We start from the raw sequence: 24,201 nt of genomic DNA, 5'->3' as shown, positions 1-24,201 counted from the left end.
CGAGAGCTCCTCAGGCCGCGACGAGTGGTGCACGCTCGTGCGGCCACGCTAGCGCGAGATGCCCGGATCGCGGAGGATCCGGGCATCTCGGGTCAGCGGGTCAGGAGACGGGGACCGCGACGGGCTGCTCCGCGGGCTCGGGTTCCTTCTGCTTGCTGAGCGCGCTCGGCCACCACATCGCCTTCCCGATGTCGAGGTTGAGCGCCGTGACCAGCACCGACCGGACGATCAGCGTGTCGAGCAGGACGCCGAACGCCACGGCGAACCCGATCTCCGCGAACGCCACCAGCGGCAGCGTGCCGAGCACGGCGAACGTGCCCGCCAGGACCAGGCCGGCCGACGTGATGACCCCGCCGGTGGCCGCCAGGCCGACCAGCGAGCCGCGGTGGTGCCCGATCCGCAGCGTCTCCTCGCGCACGCGGGTCATGAGGAAGATGTTGTAGTCGATCCCCAGGGCGACCAGGAACACGAACACGAAGAGCGGGAACGACGTGTCCGCCCCGGCGTAGCCGAAGGCGTACTTGAACACGAGCGCGCTGATGCCGATGGCCGCGCCGAACGAGAGCACGACGGTGCCGATGAGGACCAGCGGCGCCACGAGCGCACGCAGCAGGACCATGAGGATGAGGAACACGATCAGCAGGATGATCGGGATGATCAGGCGGTTGTCGTCGGCCGAGGCCCGCTGCACGTCGAGGTTCACCGCCGTCGTGCCACCGACCAGCGCCTCGGCGTCGGGCACCGCGTGCACCGCCTCGCGCACCCGGTCGACCGTGTCGTAGGCCTCGTCGGCGTCCGGTGCGGACGTCAGGGTCCCCTCGATGTACGCGAGGTCGCCCTTGACGACGGGCTCGGAGACGCTCGCCGGGTCGATGCCCTCGACGTCCGCGAGGACCGCGGCGACGCCGTCGGCCTGGGCGGTGTTCGCGATGACGACGACGGGGGAGCCGGCGCCGCCGGGGAAGTGCGCGGAGAGCACCTTCTCGCCGACGATGGACGGCTGCTCGCCGCGGAACGACTCCTCGGTGGTCAGCCCGGTCGCGTTGAGCGCCACGATGCCGACGCACGCGACGAGCAGCGCCGCCGACGTACCGATCCACGTCGCCCGGGGCCGGCGCTCGATCCGGCCGCCGACGCGCGCCCAGAACCCGTGCTCGGACGGCTCGCTGTCCCCGAGCTTCGGGGTGCGCGGCCAGAAGATCCACCGGCCGCAGGTGACCAGGAGCGCCGGCAGGAGGGTGAGCATGACGAGCAGGGCCACGCCGATGCCGATGGCGGCGACCGGGCCGAGACCTGCCGTGGAGTTCATCGTCGCGAACAGCAGGGCGAGCATGCCGATGGCCACCGTGGCGCCGCTGGCGATGATCGCCGGGCCGGCCCGGTGCAGGGCCAGCGCCATCGCCTCGTGCCGGTCGCCGTGCTTGCGCAGCTCCTCGCGGTAGCGGGCGACCAGGAGCAGGGCGTAGTCCGTCCCCGCACCGAACACGAGGACCGTGAGGATGCCGGCGCTCTGCGCGTTGACGGTCAGGTCGTAGTTGTCCGCGAGCAGGTAGATCAGGGCCTGCGAGACCGTGAGCGCGACGCCCGCGGAGATGACCGGCAGGATCCACAGGATCGGGCTGCGGTAGGTGATGAGCAGGATGACGATGACGACGGCCACGGCCGCGTACAGCAGCGTGCCGTCGATGCCCTCGAACGCCGCGGACGAGTCGGCGGCCGAGCCGGCCGGTCCGGTCACGTAGACGTCGAGACCGTCGGGCCCGTCCTCGGCCGTGGCCCGCAGGTCGACGACGGCGTCGGCGGCGAGGTTCCAGCCGTCGGAGCCGAGATCGAGCGGGACGATGATCTGCGCGGCCTCGCCGTCCTGGGACGGGATCGGGCCGACGACCGCGCCGTCCAGCGTGTCGAGCGTGCCGAACTCCGCTGCGTCCGCCGCGATGGCCGCGAGGTCGTCGGGCGTCAGGCCGGACGAGCGCTCGTAGACCATGACCGCAGGGATCGTGTTGGCGGACACGAAGCTGCCCGCGACGTCGAGCACCTCGGTCGACTCGGCGTCGGCGGGGAGCCAGGACTTGGCGTCGTTGTCCTGCGCGCCCGTGAGCTTGCCCGCGAGGGGCCCTAGGAGCGCGACCACGACGAGCCAGAAGGCGATGACGGCGAACTTGAGGTAGCGATGGGTGATCCATCCGGCGACCTGAGACATGGGTGTTCCTCTGCAGAAGGGGGGTCGACGACGACTCGAAAGGTGCGGTCCGCCCGACGGGAGATACGCGTCGGGGTCCGGTCTCGGTGCTGAGTGCGATCCTAGGATTTCGAGGTCGGCAGGCCCAGGGATATCAGGGAGACCCCCGAATCGACCCTCAGGTTCCCCTCAGGAGTTGCTCAGGGCAGCCACGGCGCGCGCCACGTCGTCGGCGTCGTTCCAGACGTGGAACGCGAGCCGGACACCACCGCCGCGGCCGGCCGCACGGGTGCCCTGCGCGGCGAGCCGGGCCCGACGGGAACCCGCCGCATCGTCGGGCAGCGCGACGATCGCGCTGCCGCCGGGCTTCATCCCGAGCCCGGCACGGAAGGCGTCGGCGAGGCCGACCGCGTAGCGCCGGACGTCGTCCGCAGGTGCGTCGGCGAAGAGCTCCAGCGCGGGGACAGCGCCCACCCAGCAGAGCCAGGCGGGGGAGACGTCGAGCCGTCGGGCATCGGTGGCGAGCGCCATGTGCGGGCCGTACACCGACGACCAGATCTCCTTGCCCGCGTACCAGCCGGCGCTGATCGGCCGGAGCCGGTCGAGCACGTCCGGGCGGACCGTGAGGAACGCGGTGCCGCGCGGGGCGGACAGCCACTTGTACGACGCGCAGACGGTGACGTCGAAGGCGGTGGCGTCCACGGGCAGCCAGCCGGCGGCCTGCGTGACGTCGCAGACCGTCACGGCACCGGCTGCGGCAGCCGCCGTGCGGAGGGCGTCGGCGTCGGCGACCCGCCCGTCGCGGGACTGCACCAGCGAGAACGCGACGGTGTGGGTCGACGGGCGGACCTCGTCGGCCAGCGACTCCAGCGGCACCTGCCGGACGGTGACGCCGCGGTCGGCGTGCGCCAGGAACGGGAAGACCACCGAGGCGAAGTCGCCGTCGACCACCAGCACCTCCGCGCCGTCGGGCACGCTCGACGCGACGAGGCCGACCAGCGCGGACGTCTGCGAGCCCGTCGCCACCCACGAGGGGTCGACCCCGACCAGCCGGGCGAAGGCGGCACGCGAGGCCGCGACCGCCGCGTCGTACACCGCGAGGTCGGCCTTCCCGGCCTGACAGGTGTCCAGGGCGTCGCGCATCGCGTCCACCGTCGCCCGGGCCGGCAGCCCGCACGTCGCCGCGTCGAGGTACCCGGGCACGGGGGCGAACGCGGAGCGCAGCGCGGTCAGGGGGTCCATGGCAACGATCGTCTCAGCCCGCGGGCGCCGAATGGCGCCCACGTCCGCGCTCCTCTCGCTAGCGTGACGCCTGGCACCGTTGCCGACCGAGGAGTCACCGCCATGCCGCCGTACTGGACCGCCCGCCGCATCCTCTGGACCGGTGTGGTCGTGGCGCTCGGCGCCAGGCTCGTCGTCCTGCCGGTGCTCTACGCCCTCGTGAACGCGTTCCCCTTCAGTGTCGACGCCTACGGCCTGGGAGTGGTGGATGTCTACGGCTGGCTCGAGGCCATCATCTCGATCGCCGTGTGGGTGGGGGCGTCGATGGTCGCGGCCTCGTTCGTCGTGCGCGTCCTGGAGGAGCGCGGTGTGATCCCCGCGGACGTCCAGGGCGCCGACGCCGACCGGTCGAGCGGGCTCTGACTCAGCGGCTCAGCGCGTCCTGCATGGAGTCCGCCTGGGGCAGGCGCGCCGCGCGCCACGGGTTGCGTCGCGTGAAGACCTCGTTCCTCCGGGCGCTACGACGTCTTCACGCGAGCGTGCTGAGCCAGTCGCGGACCGCGTCCGCCACGGCGGTGTTGCTCGTCGGCGTGTGCGTGCCGGGGACGAAGACGGTGGTGACGGGACCCGGGATGACGGACAGGTGGGCGGTGAGCTCGTCGGGGGAGCCGAACGGGTCGGTCGTGCCGGACACGGCCAGGACCGGGACGCGGAGGTCGGGCAGGTGCGCGGTGCGGAGCTGGTCCGGGCGCCCCGGGGGGTGCAGCGGGTAGGACAGCAGGACCAGGCCGGCGGCGGGCAGACCCTGCGCGACGGCCATCGAGCACATGCGTCCGCCGAACGAGCGGCCACCGAGCACGAGGGCCGCGGGGTCCACGCCGAGCGACGACGCGAACGCCTCGGCCTGCTCCCGGACCGTGGCGATCGCGGGCGCTGCGGTCTTGGGGAGGTTCAGACGCAGCACCGGCAGCGGTGCGACGGCCGCCTCCACCGCGACCAGCGCCGGGCTCTCGCGGGTCCCCCCGAACCCGGGGGTGAGCACCAGGCCCGCGACGCTCACGACAGGCCCAGCACCGAGGCGATGGTGCGGACGACGCCGTTGGCGGTGTTCGCCGGCGCGACGAACCGGGCGTGCGCGCGGACGTCCGGGTGTGCGTTGTCCATCGCGAACGACCAGTACGCCGCGTCGAGCATGCCGATGTCGTTGAAGTAGTCGCCGAACACCATGGTCTGCTCGGCCGTCACCCCGAGCGCGGCCTGCACGGCGCGCAGCGCGTGGCCCTTGTCGGCGGTCGGGCTCATCACGTCCACCCAGTGCTCGCCCGAGACCAGAGGGTCGAACGGCGCCAGCAGCGCGCCGGCACCCGACGCCGCCGAGCCGAAGTCGTAGACCGCGACCTTCAGCACCTCGTCGTCGACCGCCGTCAGGTCGCCGACCCGCTCGAGCTTCGCGTAGTAGGGCTCCGCGTGCTGGAGGAACGCGTGGTCGCTGCGCTCGACGTAGGCGGAGCGCTTGCCGCACAGGACGACGCCCAGGTCGAGGTGACCGGCGGCGCGGACGACCTTGACGGCCTCGCGCGCTGTGGCCAGGTCGAGGCCGTCGGAGCTGATCTCCTCGTCGTGCTGCACCACGTAGGCGCCGTTCTCCGCGATGTAGACCAGCTCGTCGCGGCCGAACTGCCGGCGCAGGGTCGCGTACTGCCGGCCGCTGGCCGGGCTCAGGCGGATGCCGCGGTGGTCCAGCTGGTCGAGCAGCGGCCAGAAGTCGTCGTGGATCTGCTTCTCGTCGTCGAGCAGGGACCCGTCCAGGTCCACCGCGATGAGCCGGATGTCGGGGACAGGGTCGAAGACGAGGGGTTCCACGGGGCGATTCTCTCAGGAGGCCTCGCGCGCCAGGTGCTCGACCGTCGCGGTCAGTGCCCGCAGGCCCGTCTCCACGTCGGCCAGGCTGACGTCCTCGTCCGGGTGGTGGCTGATGCCGTCGGGGTTGCGCAGGAACAGCATGCCGACGCCGGTCACCGCTCCCATGGCCATGGCGTCGTGCCCCGCGCGGCTGAACAGGGCCGGGACGTGCCGGCGGCCGGTGTCCTCGATCCCCGCGCGCACGACGTCCTGGAGGAGGGTGTCGCACCGGACCGCGGGCGCCTCGTGCAGCTCCCGCGCGGACCACGTCAGGCCGCGGCGGCCGGCGATCTCGTCCATGGCTGACGTGATGCCGCGCCACACGCGGTCGCGGTCGTCGTCGTGCTCGCCGCGCAGGTCCACCGTGAGCCGCGCCTCGCCGGGCACCACGTTGACCGCGCCGGGGAAGGTCTCCAGCCGGCCGACCGTGCCGATGATGTGGTGCTCGGCGCGGCAGAGGCGTTCGACCGCCAGCGCGACCTCGCTGGCGCCGAGCAGGGCGTCGTGGCGCTTCTCGTACCGTGCGCCCCCGGCGTGCCGGGCCTCGCCGTCGATCTGCACGGCGAACCGCCGGGCGCTCGCGATCGACGTGACGACGCCGAGGGGAGCGCCGCCGTCGTCGAGCTCCGGGCCCTGCTCGATGTGCGCCTCGAGGTACCCCGCCAACGAGTCGGGAGGCCGCGCGGCCGCACCGATGCGTCCCGGGTCCAGGCCGAACTCCCCGAACGCCGTGCGCAGCGTGGTGCCGTGCTCGTCGGTCAGGTCCCACCACGCGTCGTTCCACCGACCGGCCATCGCGGACGACCCCAGCAGGGCGGTGCCGAACCGGGCGCCCTCCTCGTCCCAGAACGCGACGACGTCGAGCCCGAAGCGGAACGACGGTGCCTGGGCCCGCAGCGCGCGGACCACCTCGATGGCCATGAGCACGCCGAGGATCCCGTCGTACCGGCCGGCGTCGCGCACGGTGTCCAGGTGCGAGCCGAGCAGGAGCGAAGGCGCGTCCGGGTCGCGTCCGGGCAGGTGGCCACACTGGTTGCCCGCCGCGTCCTGCCACGTGTCCAGGCCCACCTCGCGCATCCAGCGGGCCGCCACCCGGTTCACGCGCGCGTGCTCGGGGGACAGGTAGACGCGCTCGATCCCGCCGGTCATCGAGGTGTACGCGGCGAGCTCGTCGCATCGGGCCATGATGCGCCGGGCGGCGGTGGGGGCGTCGAGCATCAGGCCCCGGACCAGGCGAGGTACGCCGCGTCGACGCCGCCGCCCAGCGGGACCTGGGCTCCCGCGCGGCGCAGCACCTGCTCCAGCGCGGCCAGCGTGGTCAGGACCGCGTCGTGCCGTGCGTTCAGACCCATGGTGCCGATCCGCCACACGCGACCGTGCAGCGGGCCGAACGACGTGCCGATCTCGATGCCGAAGTCCTGGAGCAGCGCCCCGCGGACGGCGTCCCCGTCCACGCCGTCCGGGATCTCGACCGCGACCACGTTGTGCATCTTGTGCGCCACGTCCCCGAACACCCCCAGCCCCAGCCCCCGGACCCCCGCGAGCATCGCGCGACCGGCCCGCTCGTGCCGGTCGATGACCGCCTGCCGGCCCTCCTCGAGGATGATCCGGGCGCACTCGCGGGCGGCGTACAGCATGCTCGTCGCCTCGGTGTGGTGGTTCAACCGCCGCGGCCCCCAGTAGTCGAGGACCATGCCGAGGTCGAAGTAGTTGGAGTGCACGGGCTCCCCGGTGTCCTCGTCGGACTCCTCACGGATCCCCGCCTCGATGCGCCGCCGACCCCGGATCACCTCGACCGCCGTGTCGGACAGGCTGATCGGCGCGCTCCCGGAGGGGCCGGACAGGCACTTCTGCAGGCCGGCCGTGGCGGCGTCCAGGCCCCACGCGTCCATCTCGAACGCGTTGCCGCCCAGCGACGCGGTGGCGTCCGTGTAGAACAGCACGCCGTGCTTCTGGCAGATCGCCCCGAGGTCGTCGAGCGGCTGGAGCATCGTCGTCGACGTGTCGCCCTGCACGACCGCCAGCAGGTGCGGGCGGACGCGGACGATCGCCTCCTCGATGACGGACGCCGGGAACACCTGCCCCCACGGCACCTCGATGGTGTGCACCTCGGCCTGCGCGCGCAGCGCGATCTCGGCGAGCAGGTGCCCGAAGCGCCCGAACACCGGCACCAGCACGCGCTGGCCCGGACGCACCAGCGACACGATCGCCGCCTCGATCCCCGCGCGGGACGTGCCGTCGACCAGCAGCGTCGCCTCGTTGGTGGTCGCGAAGACCTCGCGGTACAGGGCCATCGTCTCGTTCATGTACCCGGTCATCACCGGGTCGTATTGACCCACCAGCGGGGTGGACAGGGCGCGCAGCACGCGCGGGTCGGCGTTGACCGGGCCCGGGCCCATGAGCAGGCGGGCGGGCGGGTTCACCGGGGTGGTCATGCGGGTCCTCCGAGGGAGCGGGCGTGCCGGACGAGCGAGAGGTCGGTGCCGCGGGGGCCGACGAAGCAGACGCCGACGGGTGCCGGCCCCACGCGCAACGCGGGGACGGACAGCGCCGGCAGGCCACCGATGCCCGCCAGCGCGGTCATCCGCAGGGTGGCCGCGCGGACGTGCTCGAGGTCGTCCGTCCGCGCGGGGGCCGGACCCGGGGTGGTCGGCAGGACGAGGACGGCGTCGTCGACGATCGCGCGGATCACCGTGGCCAGCCGTTCGACCTCGGCCCGGGCGGACGCCTCGTCCAACGCGGTCACGTCCCGCGCGATCGCGAACCGCTCGCGCACGCCGGGTCCGACGGCGTCCGGGTGCGCGTCGATCCAGGAGCCGTGCGCGCGCCACGCCTCGGCGGCCTGCACCACGCGGAACGCCTCGAACCACGCGTCGAGCGGGCCGACCTCGACCTCCTCGACGGTTCCCGGAGCCCAGGACTCGAACGCCTCGCGGGTGGCGGGGTCGACCAGGCGCAGGACCTCCACGGGCACCACCCGGCGCGACGGCAGCGGCGGGGCGTCGTCGTCGAGGCACCAGGAGGCGACGAGCTCCAGCGTCGCAACCGTCCGGGTCAGCCAGCCGACCGTGTCGAACGACGGCGCCAGCGGCAGCAGGCCCTGCCGCGGCACCAGCCCGTGCGTCGTCCGCAGGCCCCAGAGGCCCTGGTAGCTCGCCGGCACGCGGACCGAGCCGGCCGTGTCGCTGGCCAGCCCGACGTCCGCCTGACCGGTGGCGACCGCGGTCGCGGGCCCGCTGGACGAGCCGCCCGGGAGCGCGCCGGGGACGGCTCCGTTGGCGGGGGTGCCGTAGTGCGGGTTGGCGCCCGCGATCGAGTAGGCGAACTCGTCGGTGCGGGCGAGGCCGCGGACAGACGCCCCGCCCTTGAGCAGGTCGAGCACCGCCGGGGCGTGCTCGCGCTCGCGGGCAGCCTCGCGCAGCCACGTCGGGTTGCCTGCGCCGATCCGGTAGCCACGGACGGCGAAGAGGTCCTTGACGGCGACGCGCAGACCGAGCAGCGGACCGTCGAACGCGCCCTGGTACAGCGGGTCGCCGACCGTGCGCCACACGGAGGTGTCGAAGCTCCGGGTCCGGCCGGTGACGTGCGCGGCGGTGATGTGCCAGCGGCCCTCGGAGAGCTGCCACACCTGCGTCTGCAGCCCGGTGCCGCCGCCGTCGTAGCGGGAGGTCGCGACGATCAGCCAGCAGTCGTCGGCCAGCTGCCGGACCTCCACCCGGTCCAGCACCCTGGGGGAGATCCCGCCGCGCGTGCCGCGGAACGCGCTGATGGCGCCGTGCCCCATTAGCAGGCCGTCTCCGTCGCCGCGCAACGTCAGGGGCCCGGGCGCGAAGGCGTCGTCCAGCGCCGCGACGTCGTCGGTGGCGAGCGCCCGCTCGTACGCGTCGAACGCCTCCTGGAGGTCCGCGGGCAGGCTCATCGGGCGAGCCCGTCGAAGTCGGCGACGCGGATCCGGGCGTGGGCCCCGCAGACCTGGTCGACCACCTGCGAGATGTTGATGTCCGTCGCCGCCGACAGGTACGCGTAGGCGAGGTGCTCGTCGAGCCCCCACCGGGCCTGGAGCAGGGCGAGCGCGGCCCGGACGCACTTCCGGACGGCCTCGTCCAGGTCCTTGTCGAGCCCGGTCGGCACGAGGAACTCAGGCGTCTCGACCAGCGGCCCCTCGAACGGACCGAACCGCGCGAGCGCCTCCACGGCGGGCACCACGTCGAAGCGCAGCGTGACGCGCAGGGACGCCTCCAGCGCGGTGAGCGCCACCTCGCCGTCGCCCTGTGCGAAGTGCGGGTCGCCCACGTAGGCCAGCGCGCCCGGCACCTGCACCGGCAGGTAGAGCGTGGAGCCCACCTGGAGCAGGTTGATGTCGATGTTCCCCCCGTGCGCGCCCGGCGGGACGGAGTGCGGTCGCTCGTCGCCGGCCACCGCGACGCCCATGATCCCGAGGAAGGGGGCCAGCGGGAACTCGATCAGCCGCTCGCCACCCTCGACCGCGGGCAGGCACCCGACGTCTCCGCGGACCGTGGCGAACACGCTGACGTTCTCCGGGCCGCGCGGCAGCTCACCGGCCAGCGCGCCGCGGCCGTGCCGGTTGGAGATGACTCCGTACGGCACCCGCGGGACGGTCTCGAGCACGGTGATCGCCAGCAGGTCGCCCGGCTGCGCGCCCTCGACGTGGATCGGTCCGGTCACCACGTGCGGGCCGTCGGTGGCCCTGCGGGTCGAGGTCCCGACGATCTCGATCGCGTCGGTCAGCACGTCGCCCGGCGCCACCCCGTGGCCGGTGAACCACGCCAGCGGGTCGCTGCCCTGGTCGTCCAGCAGGCCCTCGTGGCTCACCGTGTCGATGGTGACCTCGGTGCCGGGCGAGACGCGCAGCACGGGCTCGTCGGCGCCGCAGGGCAGGCGTCCCCACAGGACGGTCCGCGGGGTCGACGGCAGGTACGCCGCCGCCCGGATCGGGCCCGTGCCCGGCTGCAACGTTGCACTCATCGGTCCTGCACCCCCACGATGACGCGGTGAGGACCTGGGACGACGCGCGCCGACACCTGGTGCTCATGCTGGCTCTGACGTTCACGACCGGCATCGTCGACGCGGTCGGCTACCTGGGCCTGGACCGCGTGTTCACCGCCAACATGACCGGCAACGTGGTCATCCTCGGCATGGCGCTCGCGGGTGCCGACGACCTGCCGGTGGCGGGCCCGACCCTCGCGCTGGTCGGCTTCCTGGCCGGTGCCGCGGTGGGCGGACGCGTGCTGCGGACGGCTCCGGCCGGCTGGTCGCACCGCACCAGCGGCACGTTCGCCGCCACCGGGGTGCTCGGGGTCGCGCTCGGCGTGGGCGCCCTGGTCGAGCCCCCGCAGAAGGGCACGCTCTGGGCGCTCGTCGTGACCACGCTGCTGGCCGTCGCGATGGGGCTCCAGGCCGCGAGCGCGCGCCGCCTGGCCGTCAAGGACGTGACGACCGTGGTGGTGACCTCCACGCTCACCGGCCTCGCGGCGGACAGCCGGCTGGCCGGCGGCTCGGGGGACGGCTGGGCTCGGCGCTCGCTCGCCGTCGCCCTGATCCTGGTGGGTGCGGGCGTCGGAGCGCTGCTGCTGGCGGTCGGGGGCGAGCAGGGCGTCGGCGTGGGCATGCTGTTCGCGGGGGTGCTGGCGCTGGTGGCGGCCGCGCTCGGGCACCGGCACCGCGAGGCCTGACCGCTCACGCACGGGCGACCTCCGGCAGGAGCACGCGGCCGGTCCCCGGGGCGCTCACCGCTCCGGCCTGGACGATCGGCGACCCGTGCAGCCACACGGTCCGCACGGCGCCGGCCAGCGTGGCGCCGTCGTAGGGCGAGACCGGGTTCCGGTGCTCCAGCGCGTGCACGTCGACGACGCCCTCCTGGTCGGGCGCGAACGCGACCAGGTGCGCGGGCGCACCGACGGCCAGGCGGCCCAGGTCCAGCCCGGCGACTCGCGCGGGCCCGGTGGTGACCAGGGGGAGCAGGGCCTCGAGGGCGATCCCCCGCCTGCGGGCCTCGGTCCACACCACCGACAGCCCGAGCTGGAGGCCCGCGATGCCGCCCCAGGACAGTCCGAAGTCGGCGTTCTTCAGGTCGGCGGTGGACGGGGAGTGGTCCGAGACGATGGCGTCGATCGTGCCGTCGAGCACGGCCTCCCACAGCAGGTCCTGGTTGCCGGCGTCGCGGATGGGCGGGCAGCACTTGTACTGCGTGGCGGCGGCCGGCACGTCCTCGGCCCGCAGCGCCAGGTAGTGCGGGCAGGTCTCGACGGTCAGCGGCAGGCCCTCCGCCTTGGCGGCGCGCACCAGGTCGAGCGAACCGGCGTCGGACAGGTGCAGGACGTGCGCGCGGGCTCCCGTGCGGCGCATCGCGTCGATCACCCGACCGATCGCGTGCCGCTCGCTCGCGGCCGGCCGGCTGGCCAGGAAGTCGGCGTACCGCTCGCCGAGGGCGCCGTCGCCCCGCAGGTCTGCCGGGTCCTCCGCGTGCACGATCAGGACGCTGCCCAGGGCGGCCACCTCGGCCAGCGCGGTCTCGAGCTGCGCTGCGTCGAGGTGCCCGAACTCGTCGACGCCCGACGGCGTGAGGAACGCCTTGAACCCCCGGACCCCGGCGGCGTGCAGCGGCGCGAGCGATCCCAGGTTGTCGGGCACGGCCCCGCCCCAGAACGCGACGTCCACCGTGAGCTTGTAGGCGGTCGCGGCCCGTTTGGCGTCCAGCGCCCGGACGGTCGTGGTGGGCGGGACGGAGTTGAGCGGCATGTCGACGAGCGCGGTGACCCCGCCGGCTGCTGCCGCGCGAGTGGCCGATGCGAACCCCTCCCAGGCGGTGCGGCCCGGCTCGTTGACGTGCACGTGGCTGTCGACCAGACCGGGCAGCAGCACCTCGTCGTCGGCGAGCTCAACGGCGACGGTGTCGTCGGGGACGTCGATCGCTGCGATGCGCCCGTCGCGCACCACGACCTGCGCTGCCCGCCACGACCCGTCCACCCAGGCGCGACGCGTGCGAACGACGAGGTCGGGCTCGGTCATGGCGGCTCCTCGGGTCGTCTGCTGCGTCAGGCTACGGGCAGCGGCACGACGGCGGGCGCGTCCGCGCGGATCCCGAAGCCCGCCAGAAGACCGGCCATCGGCTTGGCGGGCGGCGGCGCGTACTCCCCGGCCGCCGACGGCCTGAGCCCCAGGGCGACGAGCGACTGGCCGTGGTTGCCCGTCCGTGCACCGCGAACGGCGCTCCGCGGTCCGCTCGCACGGACGACGACGCTGGTCGTCCGTGCGAGCGGGTCCTGGCCCTACTGGCCGCCGTAGTACACCTCCGCGCTCGCTACTACGACCCGTCGACGGCGCAGTTCCTGACCATCGACCCGCTCTACGCCCGGACCCTGAGCCGCTATGGCTACGTGAGCGGCAACCCCCTCAACGGCACGGATCCGTCGGGGCTGTGCAGTTTCTGGGCGTGCGTCGGTATCGGTGCCGTCGTCGGCGCTGCCGTCATCGGCGGCCTCGCGTGCATCGTCGCCGAGCCCTGCGGGCTGGTGCTCGCGGGTGTAGGAGCCACGGCCGCCATCTCCGCCGAGGCGGTCGTCGGGGTCACGGCCGCCGGCGCGGTCGTCGGCGGGTCGTACGCGGCCGGCCAGGCTCTGCAGGCGGGCGAGTCGCCGGGCACCATGTTCAGCTCGGGGTACTCGCAGAGCTCGTACAGCAGGCCGTCCAGCTCCGCGCGCAGCAACACCTTCCAGCGCCAACCGAAGTGTGCATACTGCGGGAAGAACAACGCGGACACGCTCGACCACATCGGCTCCCGGAAGGCCGACTGGAACAACGGCGGCTCCACAGAGACCAAGGCAGCACGCAGCGACCGCGTGAACGATGAGTGCAACCTCACCGGGGCGTGCCGGTCGTGCAACAGCAGCAAGCAGGATCGCCCGCTCGGCGAAGGTGAGGGGGAGTGGTGGCCGCAGTCCTGGAAGCCCGGCGAATGGTGGCCATACGGACAGTGATGGTCCCGACAGCGTCGGTCACCGCGTCCGGAGCCCGTGGGTACGATCTGGACTACCGCACGACGTCGAGAGGGCAGTGATGGCGACGTCCGACCTCCTGTCCGTCGCCGCCGCGGAGACCGCCGCCATCGAGAGGCACCTGCTCGGGTTCTTCGGGGCCCAGGCGAAGATCAGTCCACAGGCTCCACTGTCGGAAGGGCCGCTGCGTTCACGCGCACCGTTCTTCACTGCTTACGAGGTGGCGCCCACGCCCTCTCGCCCGCTCTGGACCTACGTCTCCGCCGGCTCGTTGAGCGAGGCGATGACCGGGGAGACTCACAACGTCGAGTTCGTCATCGCGTCCGAGACCCAGGACCCCCGGATGGTTCAGCACCTGGCCGAGAACAGCCACTACCACTGCGGACCGAGCAGCCAGAGGCTCGACCTCGGGCATCGGTTACCCATCGGAGAGCCCTGGGTGCCGGGGGCAACGGTGGACGCCGTGTTGGTGAGCCTGCCGTTTCCCTACGGCGAGGACCTCGAGTACGTGGAGTGGAACGGCCGTCACACGCGGGTGCTGTGGTTGATGCCGATCACGCAGTCGGAGCTGGATTTCGCCCGCCGGGAGGGCAACGAACGCCTGGAGGAGCTCTTCGAGACGTATCACGTCGAGTTCATGGACTTCTCGCGCCCGCCGGTGGTCTGAGGCGCTCGACGGCAGCCATCCCATGGTGATCCGCCATGACATGGGCGTTCCACTCCGGGGCCATGCTGGGGCGGTAGGTCGCCCGGGGAGCGCTGTTCACCAGCCTCCCGAAAGGTACGACCACGCACGTCACTTCTACGCAGCTCCTCGACGACAGGGTCCTCGAGCGCGAGTTCCGCCTCGGCGACATCCCCGGCACCCCTGAGGACACCTGGCTCCGTGCCGGCTCCGCTTATCCTCGTGGCCCACAACAACGGCCTGCCCAAGCGCGACGGCCGACTGGCGGCCCGGGCGTGGTTTCACGCGGCGCAGTACGGCTACGCGGTGGCCAGCATCGACGCGACCGGGTGCGGGGACCGACTTTCTCCGAGTCCACCTACCTAGGAAGCGCCGCGGACGTGGGCAGAGATCCTGCGGTCGGCCGGCCTCGAGGTCGCCGACACCGACGAGCCCGCTGCGCCTCAGGGGTGACGGCGCAGGGCCGTCGTCACGCCTGCGGCGAACAGAGGCAGTTCCGGCCCCACCCCGCCGTTAGCATCGAACAACGCCGCCGCCCGTCGTCCCCCGGTGCGCCAGCCAGGGGAGCCGGCACGCAGCTCGTGAGGAGTGCACATGTTCGAGAGATTCACGGACCGAGCCCGTCGCGTGGTCGTCCTTGCCCAAGAAGAGGCACGGATGCTCAACCACAACTACATCGGGACGGAGCACATCCTCCTGGGCCTGATCCACGAGGGTGAGGGTGTCGCAGCCAAGGCTCTGGAGTCGCTCGGCATCTCGCTCGAGGCCGTCCGCGCCCAGGTGCAGGAGATCATCGGCGAGGGCCAGCAGGCTCCCTCCGGGCACATCCCCTTCACCCCGCGCGCCAAGAAGGTGCTCGAGCTCTCGCTGCGCGAGGCGCTCCAGCTGGGCCACAACTACATCGGGACCGAGCACATCCTGCTCGGCCTCATCCGCGAGGGCGAGGGCGTCGCCGCCCAGGTCCTCAACAAGCTGGGCGCGGACCTGAACCGCGTGCGGCAGCAGGTCATCCAGCTCGTCTCCGGCTACCAGGGCAAGGAGCCCGTCGCCGCCGGCGGTCCGCAGGAGGGGCAGCCCTCGGGCAGCGCCGTCCTCGACCAGTTCGGCCGCAACCTCACGCAGGCTGCGCGCGACGGCAAGCTCGACCCGGTCATCGGGCGCGAGAAGGAGATCGAGCGGGTCATGCAGGTGCTGTCCCGCCGCACCAAGAACAACCCGGTCCTCATCGGGGAGCCCGGCGTCGGCAAGACCGCCGTCGTCGAGGGCCTCGCGCAGGACATCGTGCGCGGCGACGTGCCCGAGACGCTCAAGGACAAGCAGCTCTACACGCTGGACCTGGGCGCGCTCGTGGCAGGTTCCCGCTACCGCGGTGACTTCGAGGAGCGCCTGAAGAAGGTGCTCAAGGAGATCCGCACGCGCGGCGACATCATCCTGTTCATCGACGAGATCCACACCCTCGTCGGGGCGGGTGCCGCCGAGGGCGCCATCGACGCCGCGAGCATCCTCAAGCCGATGCTGGCGCGCGGCGAGCTCCAGACCATCGGGGCCACGACGCTCGACGAGTACCGCAAGTACGTCGAGAAGGACCCGGCCCTGGAGCGGCGCTTCCAGCCCATCCAGGTGGCCGAGCCCAACCTGGCGCACGCGATCGAGATTCTCAAGGGTCTGCGCGACCGGTACGAGGCGCACCACCGCGTGTCCATCACGGACGCCGCGCTGGTCGCCGCCGCCACCCTGGCGGACCGGTACGTCAACGACCGCTACCTGCCGGACAAGGCGATCGACCTGGTCGACGAGGCCGGCGCCCGCCTGCGCATCCGCCGCATGACGGCCCCCCCGGAGCTGCGCGAGCTCGACGAGCAGATCGCCGAGACGCGCCGCGACAAGGAGTCGGCGATCGACGAGCAGGACTTCGAGAAGGCAGCCCGTCTCCGCGACGCCGAGAAGCAGCTCGGTCTCAAGCGCGTGGAGAAGGAGAAGGCCTGGAAGTCCGGCGACCTCGACGCGGTCGCGGAGGTGGACGAGGAGCTGATCGCCGAGGTGCTGGCGATCGCCACGGGCATCCCGGTGTTCAAGCTCACCGAGGAGGAGTCCAGCCGCCTGCTCCACATGGAGGAGAACCTGCACAAGCGGGTCGTCGGCCAGGACGCCGCCATCAAGGCGCTCTCGCAGGCCATCCGTCGTACGCGTGCCGGGCTCAAGGACCCGAAGCGTCCCGGTGGGTCGTTCATCTTCGCGGGCCCCACGGGCGTCGGGAAGACCGAGCTGGCCAAGGCGCTCGCGGAGTTCCTGTTCGGTGACGAGGACGCGCTGATCCAGCTCGACATGTCCGAGTTCTCGGAGAAGCACACCGTGTCGCGGCTGTTCGGCTCGCCCCCCGGCTACGTCGGGTACGACGAGGGCGGTCAGCTCACGGAGAAGGTCCGTCGCAAGCCGTTCTCGGTGGTCCTCTTCGACGAGGTCGAGAAGGCGCACGCGGACATCTTCAACTCGCTGCTCCAGATCCTCGAGGACGGTCGCCTGACCGACTCGCAGGGCCGGGTGGTCGACTTCAAGAACACCGTGATCATCATGACCACGAACCTCGGCACCCGGGACATCGCCAAGGGCCTCATGACCGGCTTCCAGGCCGGCGGGGACCTGTCGACGTCGTACGAGCGTATGAAGTCCAAGGTCAACGACGAGCTCAAGCAGCACTTCCGGCCTGAGTTCCTCAACCGCGTCGACGACGTGGTCGTGTTCCCGCAGCTGTCCCAGCCGGAGATCTTCGCGATCGTCGACCTGATGATCGCCAAGCTGGCCAAGCGCCTGCGGGACAAGGACATGGACATCGAGATCACGCCCGCGGCCAAGACGCTGCTGTCGGAGAAGGGCTACGACCCGGTCCTGGGTGCTCGGCCGCTGCGCCGCGCCATCCAGCGGGACATCGAGGACGCACTGTCCGAGAAGATCCTGTTCGGCGAGCTCAAGGCCGGTCAGCTGGTGATCGTGGACGCCGAGGGCGAGGGTCTGCTCGGGGAGTTCACGTTCCGTGGCGTCCCCCGCGGGGCGTTCACGTCGGAGCCGGTCCCGGTCGGCGTCTCCTACGGCACGCCGGGGTCGGGCACCGACCTGCCCGCGGCGGGCCCGGTCATCAGCGACGGCGGCACGGGCACCCTGCCCCAGGTGGGCTGACCCGCACCGCACGCACGCACGACGAACGCCCCGGTCCCTCGCGGACCGGGGCGTTCGTCGCGTGCGGGTCGGCGGTGACAGGGTGGGGGCATGCCCGGACTCCGACGCCTGCCCCGATCCACGCCCGAGGAGCAGGGGGTCGACCCGCGGGCGCTGTCCCGGCTGGTCGATGCGCTGGTCGGGTGGCCGGAGCTGCACTCGCTCATGGTGCTGCGCCACGGAGCGGTCGTCGCGGAGGGGTGGGCGGCGCCGTACGCGCCCGACCGGCTGCACGAGCTGTACTCGCTGAGCAAGAGCGTCACGTCGACCGCGGTGGGGTTCGCCGTGGCGGACGGGCTGCTGACGGTCGACGACCTGGTGCTGGACCACTTCCCTGACCTGGCCCCGGCCACTCCCGACGCGAACCTGCGGCGGATGCGGGTCCGGCACCTGCTGACCATGACGACGGGGCACGCGCAGGACCCGACCGAGCGGGTGTTCCCCACCGCCGACTGGGTGGCGTCGTTCCTCGCGCAGCCGGTGGAGCACGAGCCCGGCACGTTCTTCGCGTACAACACCGCGGCCACCTTCATGCTCTCGGCCATCGTGCAGAAGCTCACCGGCCAGCGGCTGCTCGACTACCTCGGCCCGCGACTGTTCGAGCCACTGGGGATCGAGGGGGCGACGTGGCAGCAGTCGCCCGACGGGATCGATACCGGAGGCTCGGGCCTGTCCGCGACCACGGAAGACATCGCGGTCTTCGGCCAGCTCTACCTCCAGGGCGGCATCTGGGAGGGGAACCAGCTGGTGCCGGCGGACTGGGTCGCCGAGGCGACGCGCGCCCAGGTGCCCAACGACGGCGGACCCGACCCCGACTGGACGCAGGGCTACGGCTACCAGTTCTGGCGCGGACGCCACGGCAGCTATCGCGGGGACGGCGCGTTCGGGCAGTTCTGCGTGGTGCTGCCCGCGCAGGACCTCGTCGTGGTGACCACGTCGGGCGTCGCGGACATGCACCACCAGCTCGAGCTGGTCTGGGAGAACCTGCTGCCGGGGCTGTCGGACACCCCTATCCCCGCCGACGACGACGGTCGCGCGCTCCTGGCTGACCAGCTCGGGAGCCTGCGCCTCGACCCGCCGGCTGGTGCTCCGACCTCGCCGACGGCCGCGCGACTCAGCGGCCGGACGATCACGTTCGAGCCTCACCCGCTCCAGATCCGCAACGCGGTCCTCGAGGTCGGGAGGGAGCAGGACCGCCTCACGGTGGACCATGGCGAGGACACGGTGATCGTCACGGTCGGGCACGCGGAGCCGGCGCTGACCCGCACCACCCTGCGGCGGCGCGAGCCGGAGGACGTGCTGGTCAGCGGCACGTGGACGTCGGTGGACACCTACGTGCTGACCCTGCGGTTCGTCGAGGCCCCGTTCGTGGCCACGGTGACCATGACCGTCTCGGACGAGGACGTGGTGGTGGGGTGCGAGATGAACGCGGCCTTCGGTCCGACGACGGCCCCGCCGTTGATCGGCACGCTCGTGCAGGCGGTCGACGACGTGTGGGTCGGCTGATCGTCGAAGCGTCTCACCTGGCGGTGAACCGTCGTGACCGAGGTACCCGGCGGGCACCGACGGCTGGAACCCCCTCAGCTGAGCTCGAGGACCGTCCACCAGTCGTTGACGTCACGCTCCGGGTAGCCGGTGACCTCCTGCTGGCCGGCGGTCAGCCGGGGGTCCGAGGCGCGGTGGGAGTGCAGCGCGGCGCCGGTGGCCACGTGCACGATGCGGACGCGGGCGCCCGCGGTCCAGGGGCGGTCGTCGATGACCTCGACGCGCCAGTCGGCGGAGTCGTCAGGGGTGTCGATCGCACTGACCTCCTGCTGGTGGGTCAGCGGGGAGGGGATGCCGTGTGCGCTGCGCAGCCACCGGCCGGTCGACACGTGCCGCAGCCGGAGCACCGACCCGTCGCGCAGCGGGGTGCCGGCGGGCGTGCCCGCGGTGCCGACGAGCAGCCAGCGGTCGTTGTCGTCGGAACCCCCGAAGCACGTGACCTGCTGGAGGCCGTCGGTGTCGCGATGGGTGTACGGGTGGTCGTGGGAGTGCAGGGTCAGCCCGGTCCACACGTGCGAGAGCTTCACGGTGTCCCCGGTGGACACCTGGTCCTTGACGCCGGGTGGGCGCTTGGTCAGGACGCGGGGGCGCCGGGGCGTGTAGTCCTGGAGGAAGAACCCGCGCCAGGTGTGACCGTTGGACGCGGTCCAGTCGGGCTGGTCGCGGTCGGACGTGAGCGTGACGACCTTGCCCACGGAGTTGTTGTCGTAGACCTGCAGGGTGGTACGCCCGGAGGCGCGGTCCTGCTCGTACCCGTACGCGATGACCTGGTGGTTCTCCCCGATCGCGGCGAGGGTGCGCGCGACGACGAGCCCGAGGACCACCGGGCGGCCGGCGTCGATGGACCGCATCAGCCGGGGGAGCTCCTCCTCCTTGGTCCAGCGCGTGACCCCCTTGAACACCCAGGTCTCGTCGTCGGAGTGCATGGACCAGGTGACGAACTTGGCGGCGGACCCGGTGAAGAACGAGTCCCGCAGCCGCTGGGTGAACAGCTGCGCGAGCCAGTGCCCGTCCGGCGGGACGCGGCTCGGCGCCCACAGGTCGGCGCGCCAGGCCGGCACCGGCTGCCCGGCGAGGAAGTAGTCCAGCGACGCGTAGGCCATCCCGCCGCACCGGCCGGCCGTGGTGATCTTTGCTCCGTTGGGCAGCGTGAGCACCTCGTTGACGAACGCGTTCGGGAACGCGAAGCCGTGGGTGGCGGGGTCGAACGCGACCGCCCCTCGGAGGAGGACCTGCTCCGGCATCGACATCCCTCTCGTCCCCGTGAGCCGCACCCCGACCAGCGGCACCCTCGTCCATGTCGAGGGTGCCACGAAGGAGCCGACGGGGCGGGGTGAGATACGCGGGTGTCAGGGTCACCCGTCGGGAGGCCGCCGGCGGGCGGTGCGCACGACGCGCACCACGACCCACCCGACGCACCAGCACAGGAGCACGACCGCGCCGACGAGGACGAGCGTCGTGTACCAGCCGACCGGCTCGCCGGGCGCCGCACCGGGACGCGCCAGCACCAGGGCGACGACCACCGCGACCACCGCCAGCGCGATCAGGTACCGCACCCACGCGGGCAGGTGCATCAGGTCGATCCGGCGTCGAGCGGGGCCCGGCATCCCGACATCGTGGCACGGGGTGGACTGCCCGGGCTCGGCCCCGAGGCTGCCCTTTCGGGTAGCAGGTGGGGCTCTGGGGCACGGATCGGGTCGATGGCACGCTGAACTGATGGGTGCGGGGGCACGCGCGGATCAGCACGGCCCTGGACCGGACGCCGAGCACGCCTCCCGGTCCGGCGATGCGCGGCGGGCCGAGGGCGAGACGGCGAGCGGCGAACGGGCAGGGCTCGACGCCCGCGACGCCGGGTTGCCGACCGGGCCGCGCGCCGAGCAGCAACCTGTCGGCGGTGCCACCCTGCTGCGCCTCCAACGGTCGGCGGGCAACGAGGCGGTCGTACGGCTGATGCGCGGCCGTCGACCGACCGTGCAGCGGGACATGGCCGGAACGCTGGAGGCGCGGGCGCAGCAGCAGATCGAGGCGGCGAAGGCTGCCCGCGCTGCGGAGCAAGGGGGCGACGAGGGCGACCGCGCCGCCGCGCCCAGCCGCGAGGAGATCGCCGCCGAGAAGGCGAAGCAACGCCGAGCGGTGTCCGGTGCCGTGGCGCCGCCGGACACGTCCGGTGCGCGGTCGCAGACCGCGAGCGCGGCGACAGCGGCGAAGGCCGAGGCCGCGAAGCCGCCAACTCCCGTCGCGGACGCGAAGTCGACCGGCGGGCCGTCGGCCGGCGACGCGGGCGGCCCCGGCGCGCAGGCCGGCGAGGCGACCGCCGCGGCCCAGGGTGCGGCCACGGCGGCGGCGACCGCCGCCGCGGTGGTGCCGCCCGAGCCGCCCGCACCCGTCGAGGCGCCCGCTGCGATCACGACGGTGGACGCGGGCGGTCGCCAGCTTCCCGCCGACCCGGCCGTCGAGGCCGCGGTCGCCGGGGTGGCGGGCAAGCTCCAGGCCCTGCGGGCGGGGGCGCACGAGGTGCGCGCGGCCGCCGCCCAGGAGCGCGCCCAGTCGCACCAGAGCGAGGGGTTGCTCCAGGCCGGGCGCAGCGGGGTCGCCGACGCCGAGGCCGGCGTGGTCGCGCTACGGGGGCACAGTGCGCACCGCCGCAGCGTGGTCGAGCAGGCCAAGGCCGCGCTCGAGGTGTCGCAGCAGAAGGCCGACACGGTGGCGTCCGGCGCGCCCGAGGTCGCCGCCAAGAGCGAGGAGGGCGCACAGAAGTCCGGACCGATGGCGAGCGAGTCGAAGGGTCTCGCCTCCGAGAACGCGTCCAAGCAGCCGGAGGACGCGGAGGCGGCCGGGCAGTCGGCAGAGCAGGGCTCGCAGCTGACCCGGGTCGGGACCGACATGGGATCGATCGACTCGACGATCGGCCAGACGAAGGCGCGGGCGGGCCAGCTGGCAGCGGAGGCGGCGCAGGCGAAGGCGTCGAACACCGCGACGCAGGGCAAGGTCGCCGCGACCGAGGCCGCCATCGCCCAGACCGACGCGAAGGCAGAGGAGCTGGCGGGGCAGAACGCAGCGGCCAAGGCTCGTCTCGACGGGATGGCCGCACAGCCCGCGGCGCACCGGGCGCAGGCGGCCGACCTCGACTCCCAGGGCGAGTCCCTGCACGCGGTGTCCGCGCAGCTCGAGGCCCGGCTCGCCGCATCCCAGCAGGCGTACGTGGCCGGCATGGCGTCGACGCCCCCGCCCGTGCCCGCCCGACGAGGGGCCGCCGTGCAGCGCGCGGGCTACGAGGGCCGGACGACGCTCGACCCCGCCCGGGCGGTGAACGAGACCCTGCCCTCCTGGCTGACCGGTGAGGACCCGCCGCACGCCGTCGACGCCCAGAAGCACAAGCTGGAGGAGGACGCGCGGCGCGCGGCGGAGATCGCCGAGATCGAGAAGGAGGCCGGCGGCCACTTCGAGACGCTCTCCGCATCGCAGAAGGCGGGCATCGCGCTGCGCCTGACGGGGCGGAACCTGTTCAAGGAGATCGGCTCGACCGACCTGCCGAAGTTCGGCCTGTCGATCCTGCGCGGGTTCGTCGACCCGCGGATGTCCCTCATGGGCGTCGTGCACGGCGTCGGCTCGATCGCGACCGGCGTCGCGAACCTGTTCTCCGCCGAGCAGTGGGCCAAGGACCCGCTGGGCAACGCACTCAAGTCCTCCGCGGACATCGCCACCGGCGTGACCATCGTGCTCGGGTCGATCGCCGGGCTGGCCGTGTCGATCGGGATCATCCTCACCGCGGTGGCGATCATCGGGTCGATCTTCTCGTTCGGGGCCGTCGGCGTCGCGCTCGCGCCGATCATCGCGTTCTGCGGGACGGTCGCCTCGACCGTCGGACCGTGGGCGCTGTGGGCCGCCGCGATCGCGCTGACCCTGCACGGGCTCGTGTTCATCAAGAACCTCATCGACGCGGCGACCGCCGGCACCGCTACCGAGCTCCAGCAGAACTCGGACCAGATGACCGAGGACGCCAAGAACGCGGGCGCGATGGCGTTGCAGATCGGCATGGCCAAGGCGATGGAGCTGGGCGGGAAGCTGCTCGCCGGACGGGGCGGCGGAGCCCCCGGTGAGCCTGCGCCGGGCGCGGGCGCGGGGTCCGGCAGCGAACCGGTGCCGGCGGGTGGTGCTGGTGCGCCGGAGCCGGTGCCGGCGGGTGGTGCTGGTGCGCCGGAGCCGGTGCCGGCGGGTGGTGGTGGTGCGCCGGAGCCGGTGCCGGCGGGTGGTGGTGGTGCGCCGGAGCCGGTGCCGGCGGGTGGTGGTGGTGCGCCGGAGCCGGTGCCGGCGGGTGGTGGTGGTGCCCCGGAGCCGGTGCCGGCGGGTGGGCCTGAGCCTGCGCCGGGTGCCGGAGGACCCGAGCCTGCGCCGACCGCCGCCCCCGAGCCCACGCCTGCAGGCGGAGCCCCAGAGCCTGCGCCCGAGCTCGGCCCGGTGGACCTCCCGGAGGGGCCGGTCGCGAACGACAACGGGCTGCCGCAGGGGACCGCCGCGAACGACAACGCCTTGCCCGGCACCGAGCCGCAGCAGCAGGTGCTCGCTGGCACCGGGACGGACGGCCCGGTGGACGTGGGTCCGGCGCGGCCCCCTCTCGAGGTGCTCCCCGGGAGCGCGGCCGAGGGGGCGCCGCGAGCGACCGCGGGCGAGGGCCCGCTCGGTGGCGGCCACGGGCCCGAGCCCGTCGTCCCCGGTGGGGCCGGTCCGGAGCCGGTGCCTGCGGGGGGAGGTGGTGGTCCCGAGCCGGCGCCTGCCGGCGGGGCTGGCGGTCCCGAACCGGCTCCCGTCAACGAGCCCGCCGCGGCGGTTCCCGAGTCGGCCCCACCGGAGTCGGTGCCCGGTGAGCGCGGAGCGTCGCCCGAGGCAGAGCCCCCGTCCACGGGGGAGCAGGTCAAGGCCGAGTTCGACGAGTTCCAGGAGCGGGCGGAGGGCGGCGGCGACGTCCAGGCCGACCTGCTCGAGTCAGGGCTCAGCGAACGTCCCGAGTTCCAGCGCCCCACCGGGGAGGGGGAGGTTGTCACGCCCGAGTCCCCGGTGGCGAAGGCCGATGCGACCCTCGAGGCTCTCCTCGAGCATGTCGACCAGGCGCAGGAACGGTTCAACGCCGAAGGATTCACCGAGAGCCAGACGGCGGCGATCGAGCGGGCTCCGACGCCCGCGGCCAAAGCATCGGCGCGGGCCCGCTTCTACGGCGAGCGGATCGACAGCTTCGTGAAGGAGACCATCCAGGGTGACCGGCGGCTCGATCATCTCGGCGTCTCGGAGATCAAGCAGCCCGGTCCGGACTTCTTCGATCCGTCCATCGACACCTGGTACGACATCACGACCGCGAGGAGCTGGGACGCGCACGTGGCGAAGTACGGCTCCGGCGGCACGGGTGTCCACGTTCCGTCCGGACGGTAGGCGCAGACGGACGG

At 73.1% G+C, this 24,201-nt stretch carries 18 protein-coding genes; 7 read left to right on the top strand and 11 right to left on the bottom strand.

Features of this window, described 5'->3' with window-relative positions; all coding sequences use genetic code 11:
- Nucleotides 1-100: 100 nt before the first annotated feature.
- Complete coding sequence (locus tag ACO06A_RS06015) at nucleotides 101-2,203, bottom strand: MMPL family transporter (protein WP_421735129.1); 2,103 nt, start codon at nucleotides 2,201-2,203, stop codon at nucleotides 101-103.
- Between the two features lie 168 nt (nucleotides 2,204-2,371).
- Nucleotides 2,372-3,424, bottom strand: coding sequence for an aminotransferase class V-fold PLP-dependent enzyme (locus ACO06A_RS06010; protein ID WP_421735128.1), 1,053 nt, complete (start codon nucleotides 3,422-3,424; stop codon nucleotides 2,372-2,374).
- A 102-nt stretch (nucleotides 3,425-3,526) separates the two neighbouring features.
- Between ACO06A_RS06010 and ACO06A_RS06005 the strand changes: the two genes are divergently transcribed.
- Nucleotides 3,527-3,826, top strand: coding sequence for a hypothetical protein (locus tag ACO06A_RS06005; protein ID WP_421735127.1), 300 nt, complete (start codon nucleotides 3,527-3,529; stop codon nucleotides 3,824-3,826).
- 106 nt (nucleotides 3,827-3,932) lie between these two features.
- Here the strand turns inward: ACO06A_RS06005 and ACO06A_RS06000 are convergent, their stop codons facing one another.
- From ACO06A_RS06000 to ACO06A_RS05975, 6 genes are read right to left on the bottom strand one after another with little or no spacing between them, the layout of a single operon-like run.
- Nucleotides 3,933-4,463 carry an alpha/beta family hydrolase gene (locus ACO06A_RS06000; protein WP_421735126.1) on the bottom strand — a complete coding sequence of 177 codons (531 nt, stop codon included), beginning with the start codon at nucleotides 4,461-4,463 and terminating at the stop codon, nucleotides 3,933-3,935.
- A complete protein-coding gene (locus ACO06A_RS05995; protein ID WP_421735125.1) occupies nucleotides 4,460-5,266 on the bottom strand; it encodes a Cof-type HAD-IIB family hydrolase in 807 nt (268 codons plus the stop codon). The genes ACO06A_RS06000 and ACO06A_RS05995 overlap by 4 nt, the downstream gene beginning before the upstream one ends.
- Nucleotides 5,267-5,278: 12 nt before the next feature.
- Entirely contained in the window at nucleotides 5,279-6,523 is a 1,245-nt protein-coding gene (locus ACO06A_RS05990) for an allantoate amidohydrolase (protein WP_421735124.1), read from the bottom strand.
- The gene (locus tag ACO06A_RS05985; RefSeq protein WP_421735123.1) at nucleotides 6,523-7,740 is read right to left on the bottom strand and encodes a pyridoxal-phosphate-dependent aminotransferase family protein; all 1,218 of its coding nucleotides are present in this window, start codon (nucleotides 7,738-7,740) and stop codon (nucleotides 6,523-6,525) included. The genes ACO06A_RS05990 and ACO06A_RS05985 overlap by 1 nt, the downstream gene beginning before the upstream one ends.
- Nucleotides 7,737-9,224 (bottom strand): AtzH-like domain-containing protein, encoded by a 1,488-nt coding sequence (locus tag ACO06A_RS05980; RefSeq protein WP_421735122.1) that lies wholly within the window; start codon nucleotides 9,222-9,224, stop codon nucleotides 7,737-7,739. The genes ACO06A_RS05985 and ACO06A_RS05980 overlap by 4 nt, the downstream gene beginning before the upstream one ends.
- Nucleotides 9,221-10,291, bottom strand: a complete 1,071-nt coding sequence (locus ACO06A_RS05975) for an acetamidase/formamidase family protein (RefSeq protein ID WP_421735121.1) — start codon at nucleotides 10,289-10,291, stop codon at nucleotides 9,221-9,223. The genes ACO06A_RS05980 and ACO06A_RS05975 overlap by 4 nt, the downstream gene beginning before the upstream one ends.
- A gap of 65 nt (nucleotides 10,292-10,356) precedes the next feature.
- Here ACO06A_RS05975 and ACO06A_RS05970 point away from each other — a divergent pair, with 65 nt between their 5' ends.
- Nucleotides 10,357-10,998 (top strand): YoaK family protein, encoded by a 642-nt coding sequence (locus tag ACO06A_RS05970; protein WP_421736022.1) that lies wholly within the window; start codon nucleotides 10,357-10,359, stop codon nucleotides 10,996-10,998.
- Nucleotides 10,999-11,002: 4 nt separating this feature from the next.
- Here ACO06A_RS05970 and allB read toward each other — a convergent pair whose 3' ends face one another.
- Complete coding sequence (allB, locus tag ACO06A_RS05965; protein ID WP_421735120.1) at nucleotides 11,003-12,334, bottom strand: allantoinase AllB; 1,332 nt, start codon at nucleotides 12,332-12,334, stop codon at nucleotides 11,003-11,005.
- A gap of 170 nt (nucleotides 12,335-12,504) precedes the next feature.
- Between allB and ACO06A_RS05960 the strand changes: the two genes are divergently transcribed.
- The 4 genes from ACO06A_RS05960 to ACO06A_RS05945 all read left to right on the top strand — a co-directional run bounded on the left by ACO06A_RS05960 (nucleotide 12,505) and on the right by ACO06A_RS05945 (nucleotide 18,724).
- A complete protein-coding gene (locus ACO06A_RS05960; protein ID WP_421735119.1) occupies nucleotides 12,505-13,302 on the top strand; it encodes an RHS repeat-associated core domain-containing protein in 798 nt (265 codons plus the stop codon).
- Between the two features lie 79 nt (nucleotides 13,303-13,381).
- Entirely contained in the window at nucleotides 13,382-13,987 is a 606-nt protein-coding gene (locus tag ACO06A_RS05955; RefSeq protein WP_421735118.1) for a suppressor of fused domain protein, read from the top strand.
- 612 nt (nucleotides 13,988-14,599) lie between these two features.
- Nucleotides 14,600-17,179, top strand: coding sequence for an ATP-dependent Clp protease ATP-binding subunit (locus tag ACO06A_RS05950; RefSeq protein WP_421735117.1), 2,580 nt, complete (start codon nucleotides 14,600-14,602; stop codon nucleotides 17,177-17,179).
- 90 nt (nucleotides 17,180-17,269) lie between these two features.
- Nucleotides 17,270-18,724 carry a serine hydrolase domain-containing protein gene (locus ACO06A_RS05945; protein WP_421735116.1) on the top strand — a complete coding sequence of 485 codons (1,455 nt, stop codon included), beginning with the start codon at nucleotides 17,270-17,272 and terminating at the stop codon, nucleotides 18,722-18,724.
- A 74-nt stretch (nucleotides 18,725-18,798) separates the two neighbouring features.
- On the opposite strand, the gene ACO06A_RS05940 is transcribed toward ACO06A_RS05945, so the two are convergent.
- Together ACO06A_RS05940 and ACO06A_RS05935 are read right to left on the bottom strand one after the other, a co-directional pair.
- On the bottom strand, nucleotides 18,799-20,007 hold the full coding sequence (locus ACO06A_RS05940; RefSeq protein WP_421735115.1) for an MIR domain-containing protein: 1,209 nt from the start codon (nucleotides 20,005-20,007) through the stop codon (nucleotides 18,799-18,801).
- A 111-nt stretch (nucleotides 20,008-20,118) separates the two neighbouring features.
- Nucleotides 20,119-20,370 (bottom strand): hypothetical protein, encoded by a 252-nt coding sequence (locus ACO06A_RS05935; protein WP_421735114.1) that lies wholly within the window; start codon nucleotides 20,368-20,370, stop codon nucleotides 20,119-20,121.
- Nucleotides 20,371-20,479: 109 nt separating this feature from the next.
- Between ACO06A_RS05935 and ACO06A_RS05930 the strand changes: the two genes are divergently transcribed.
- A complete protein-coding gene (locus tag ACO06A_RS05930) occupies nucleotides 20,480-24,187 on the top strand; it encodes a hypothetical protein (protein ID WP_421735113.1) in 3,708 nt (1,235 codons plus the stop codon).
- Nucleotides 24,188-24,201: the final 14 nt, after the last annotated feature.

The organism is Cellulomonas sp., from assembly GCF_965229465.1.
Taxonomy (GTDB): Bacteria; Actinomycetota; Actinomycetes; order Actinomycetales; family Cellulomonadaceae; genus Cellulomonas.
The sequence above is the reverse complement of the archived record's forward strand: the minus strand, read 5'-3'. Positions and strand labels throughout refer to the sequence as shown.

Excerpts from the sequence above, each read along its gene's own strand:
- ACO06A_RS06015 (WP_421735129.1), bottom strand. The coding sequence starts at position 2,203 with ATGTCTCAGGTCGCCGGATGGATCACCCATCGCTACCTCAAGTTCGCC.
- ACO06A_RS06010 (WP_421735128.1), bottom strand. The coding sequence starts at position 3,424 with ATGGACCCCCTGACCGCGCTGCGCTCCGCGTTCGCCCCCGTGCCCGGG.
- ACO06A_RS06005 (WP_421735127.1), top strand. The coding sequence starts at position 3,527 with ATGCCGCCGTACTGGACCGCCCGCCGCATCCTCTGGACCGGTGTGGTC.
- ACO06A_RS05990 (WP_421735124.1), bottom strand. The coding sequence starts at position 6,523 with ATGCTCGACGCCCCCACCGCCGCCCGGCGCATCATGGCCCGATGCGAC.
- ACO06A_RS05985 (WP_421735123.1), bottom strand. The coding sequence starts at position 7,740 with ATGACCACCCCGGTGAACCCGCCCGCCCGCCTGCTCATGGGCCCGGGC.
- ACO06A_RS05980 (WP_421735122.1), bottom strand. The coding sequence starts at position 9,224 with ATGAGCCTGCCCGCGGACCTCCAGGAGGCGTTCGACGCGTACGAGCGG.
- ACO06A_RS05975 (WP_421735121.1), bottom strand. The coding sequence starts at position 10,291 with ATGAGTGCAACGTTGCAGCCGGGCACGGGCCCGATCCGGGCGGCGGCG.
- ACO06A_RS05970 (WP_421736022.1), top strand. The coding sequence starts at position 10,357 with ATGCTGGCTCTGACGTTCACGACCGGCATCGTCGACGCGGTCGGCTAC.
- allB (WP_421735120.1), bottom strand. The coding sequence starts at position 12,334 with ATGACCGAGCCCGACCTCGTCGTTCGCACGCGTCGCGCCTGGGTGGAC.
- ACO06A_RS05955 (WP_421735118.1), top strand. The coding sequence starts at position 13,382 with ATGGCGACGTCCGACCTCCTGTCCGTCGCCGCCGCGGAGACCGCCGCC.
- ACO06A_RS05950 (WP_421735117.1), top strand. The coding sequence starts at position 14,600 with ATGTTCGAGAGATTCACGGACCGAGCCCGTCGCGTGGTCGTCCTTGCC.
- ACO06A_RS05945 (WP_421735116.1), top strand. The coding sequence starts at position 17,270 with ATGCCCGGACTCCGACGCCTGCCCCGATCCACGCCCGAGGAGCAGGGG.
- ACO06A_RS05940 (WP_421735115.1), bottom strand. The coding sequence starts at position 20,007 with ATGCCGGAGCAGGTCCTCCTCCGAGGGGCGGTCGCGTTCGACCCCGCC.
- ACO06A_RS05935 (WP_421735114.1), bottom strand. The coding sequence starts at position 20,370 with ATGCCGGGCCCCGCTCGACGCCGGATCGACCTGATGCACCTGCCCGCG.
- ACO06A_RS05930 (WP_421735113.1), top strand. The coding sequence starts at position 20,480 with ATGGGTGCGGGGGCACGCGCGGATCAGCACGGCCCTGGACCGGACGCC.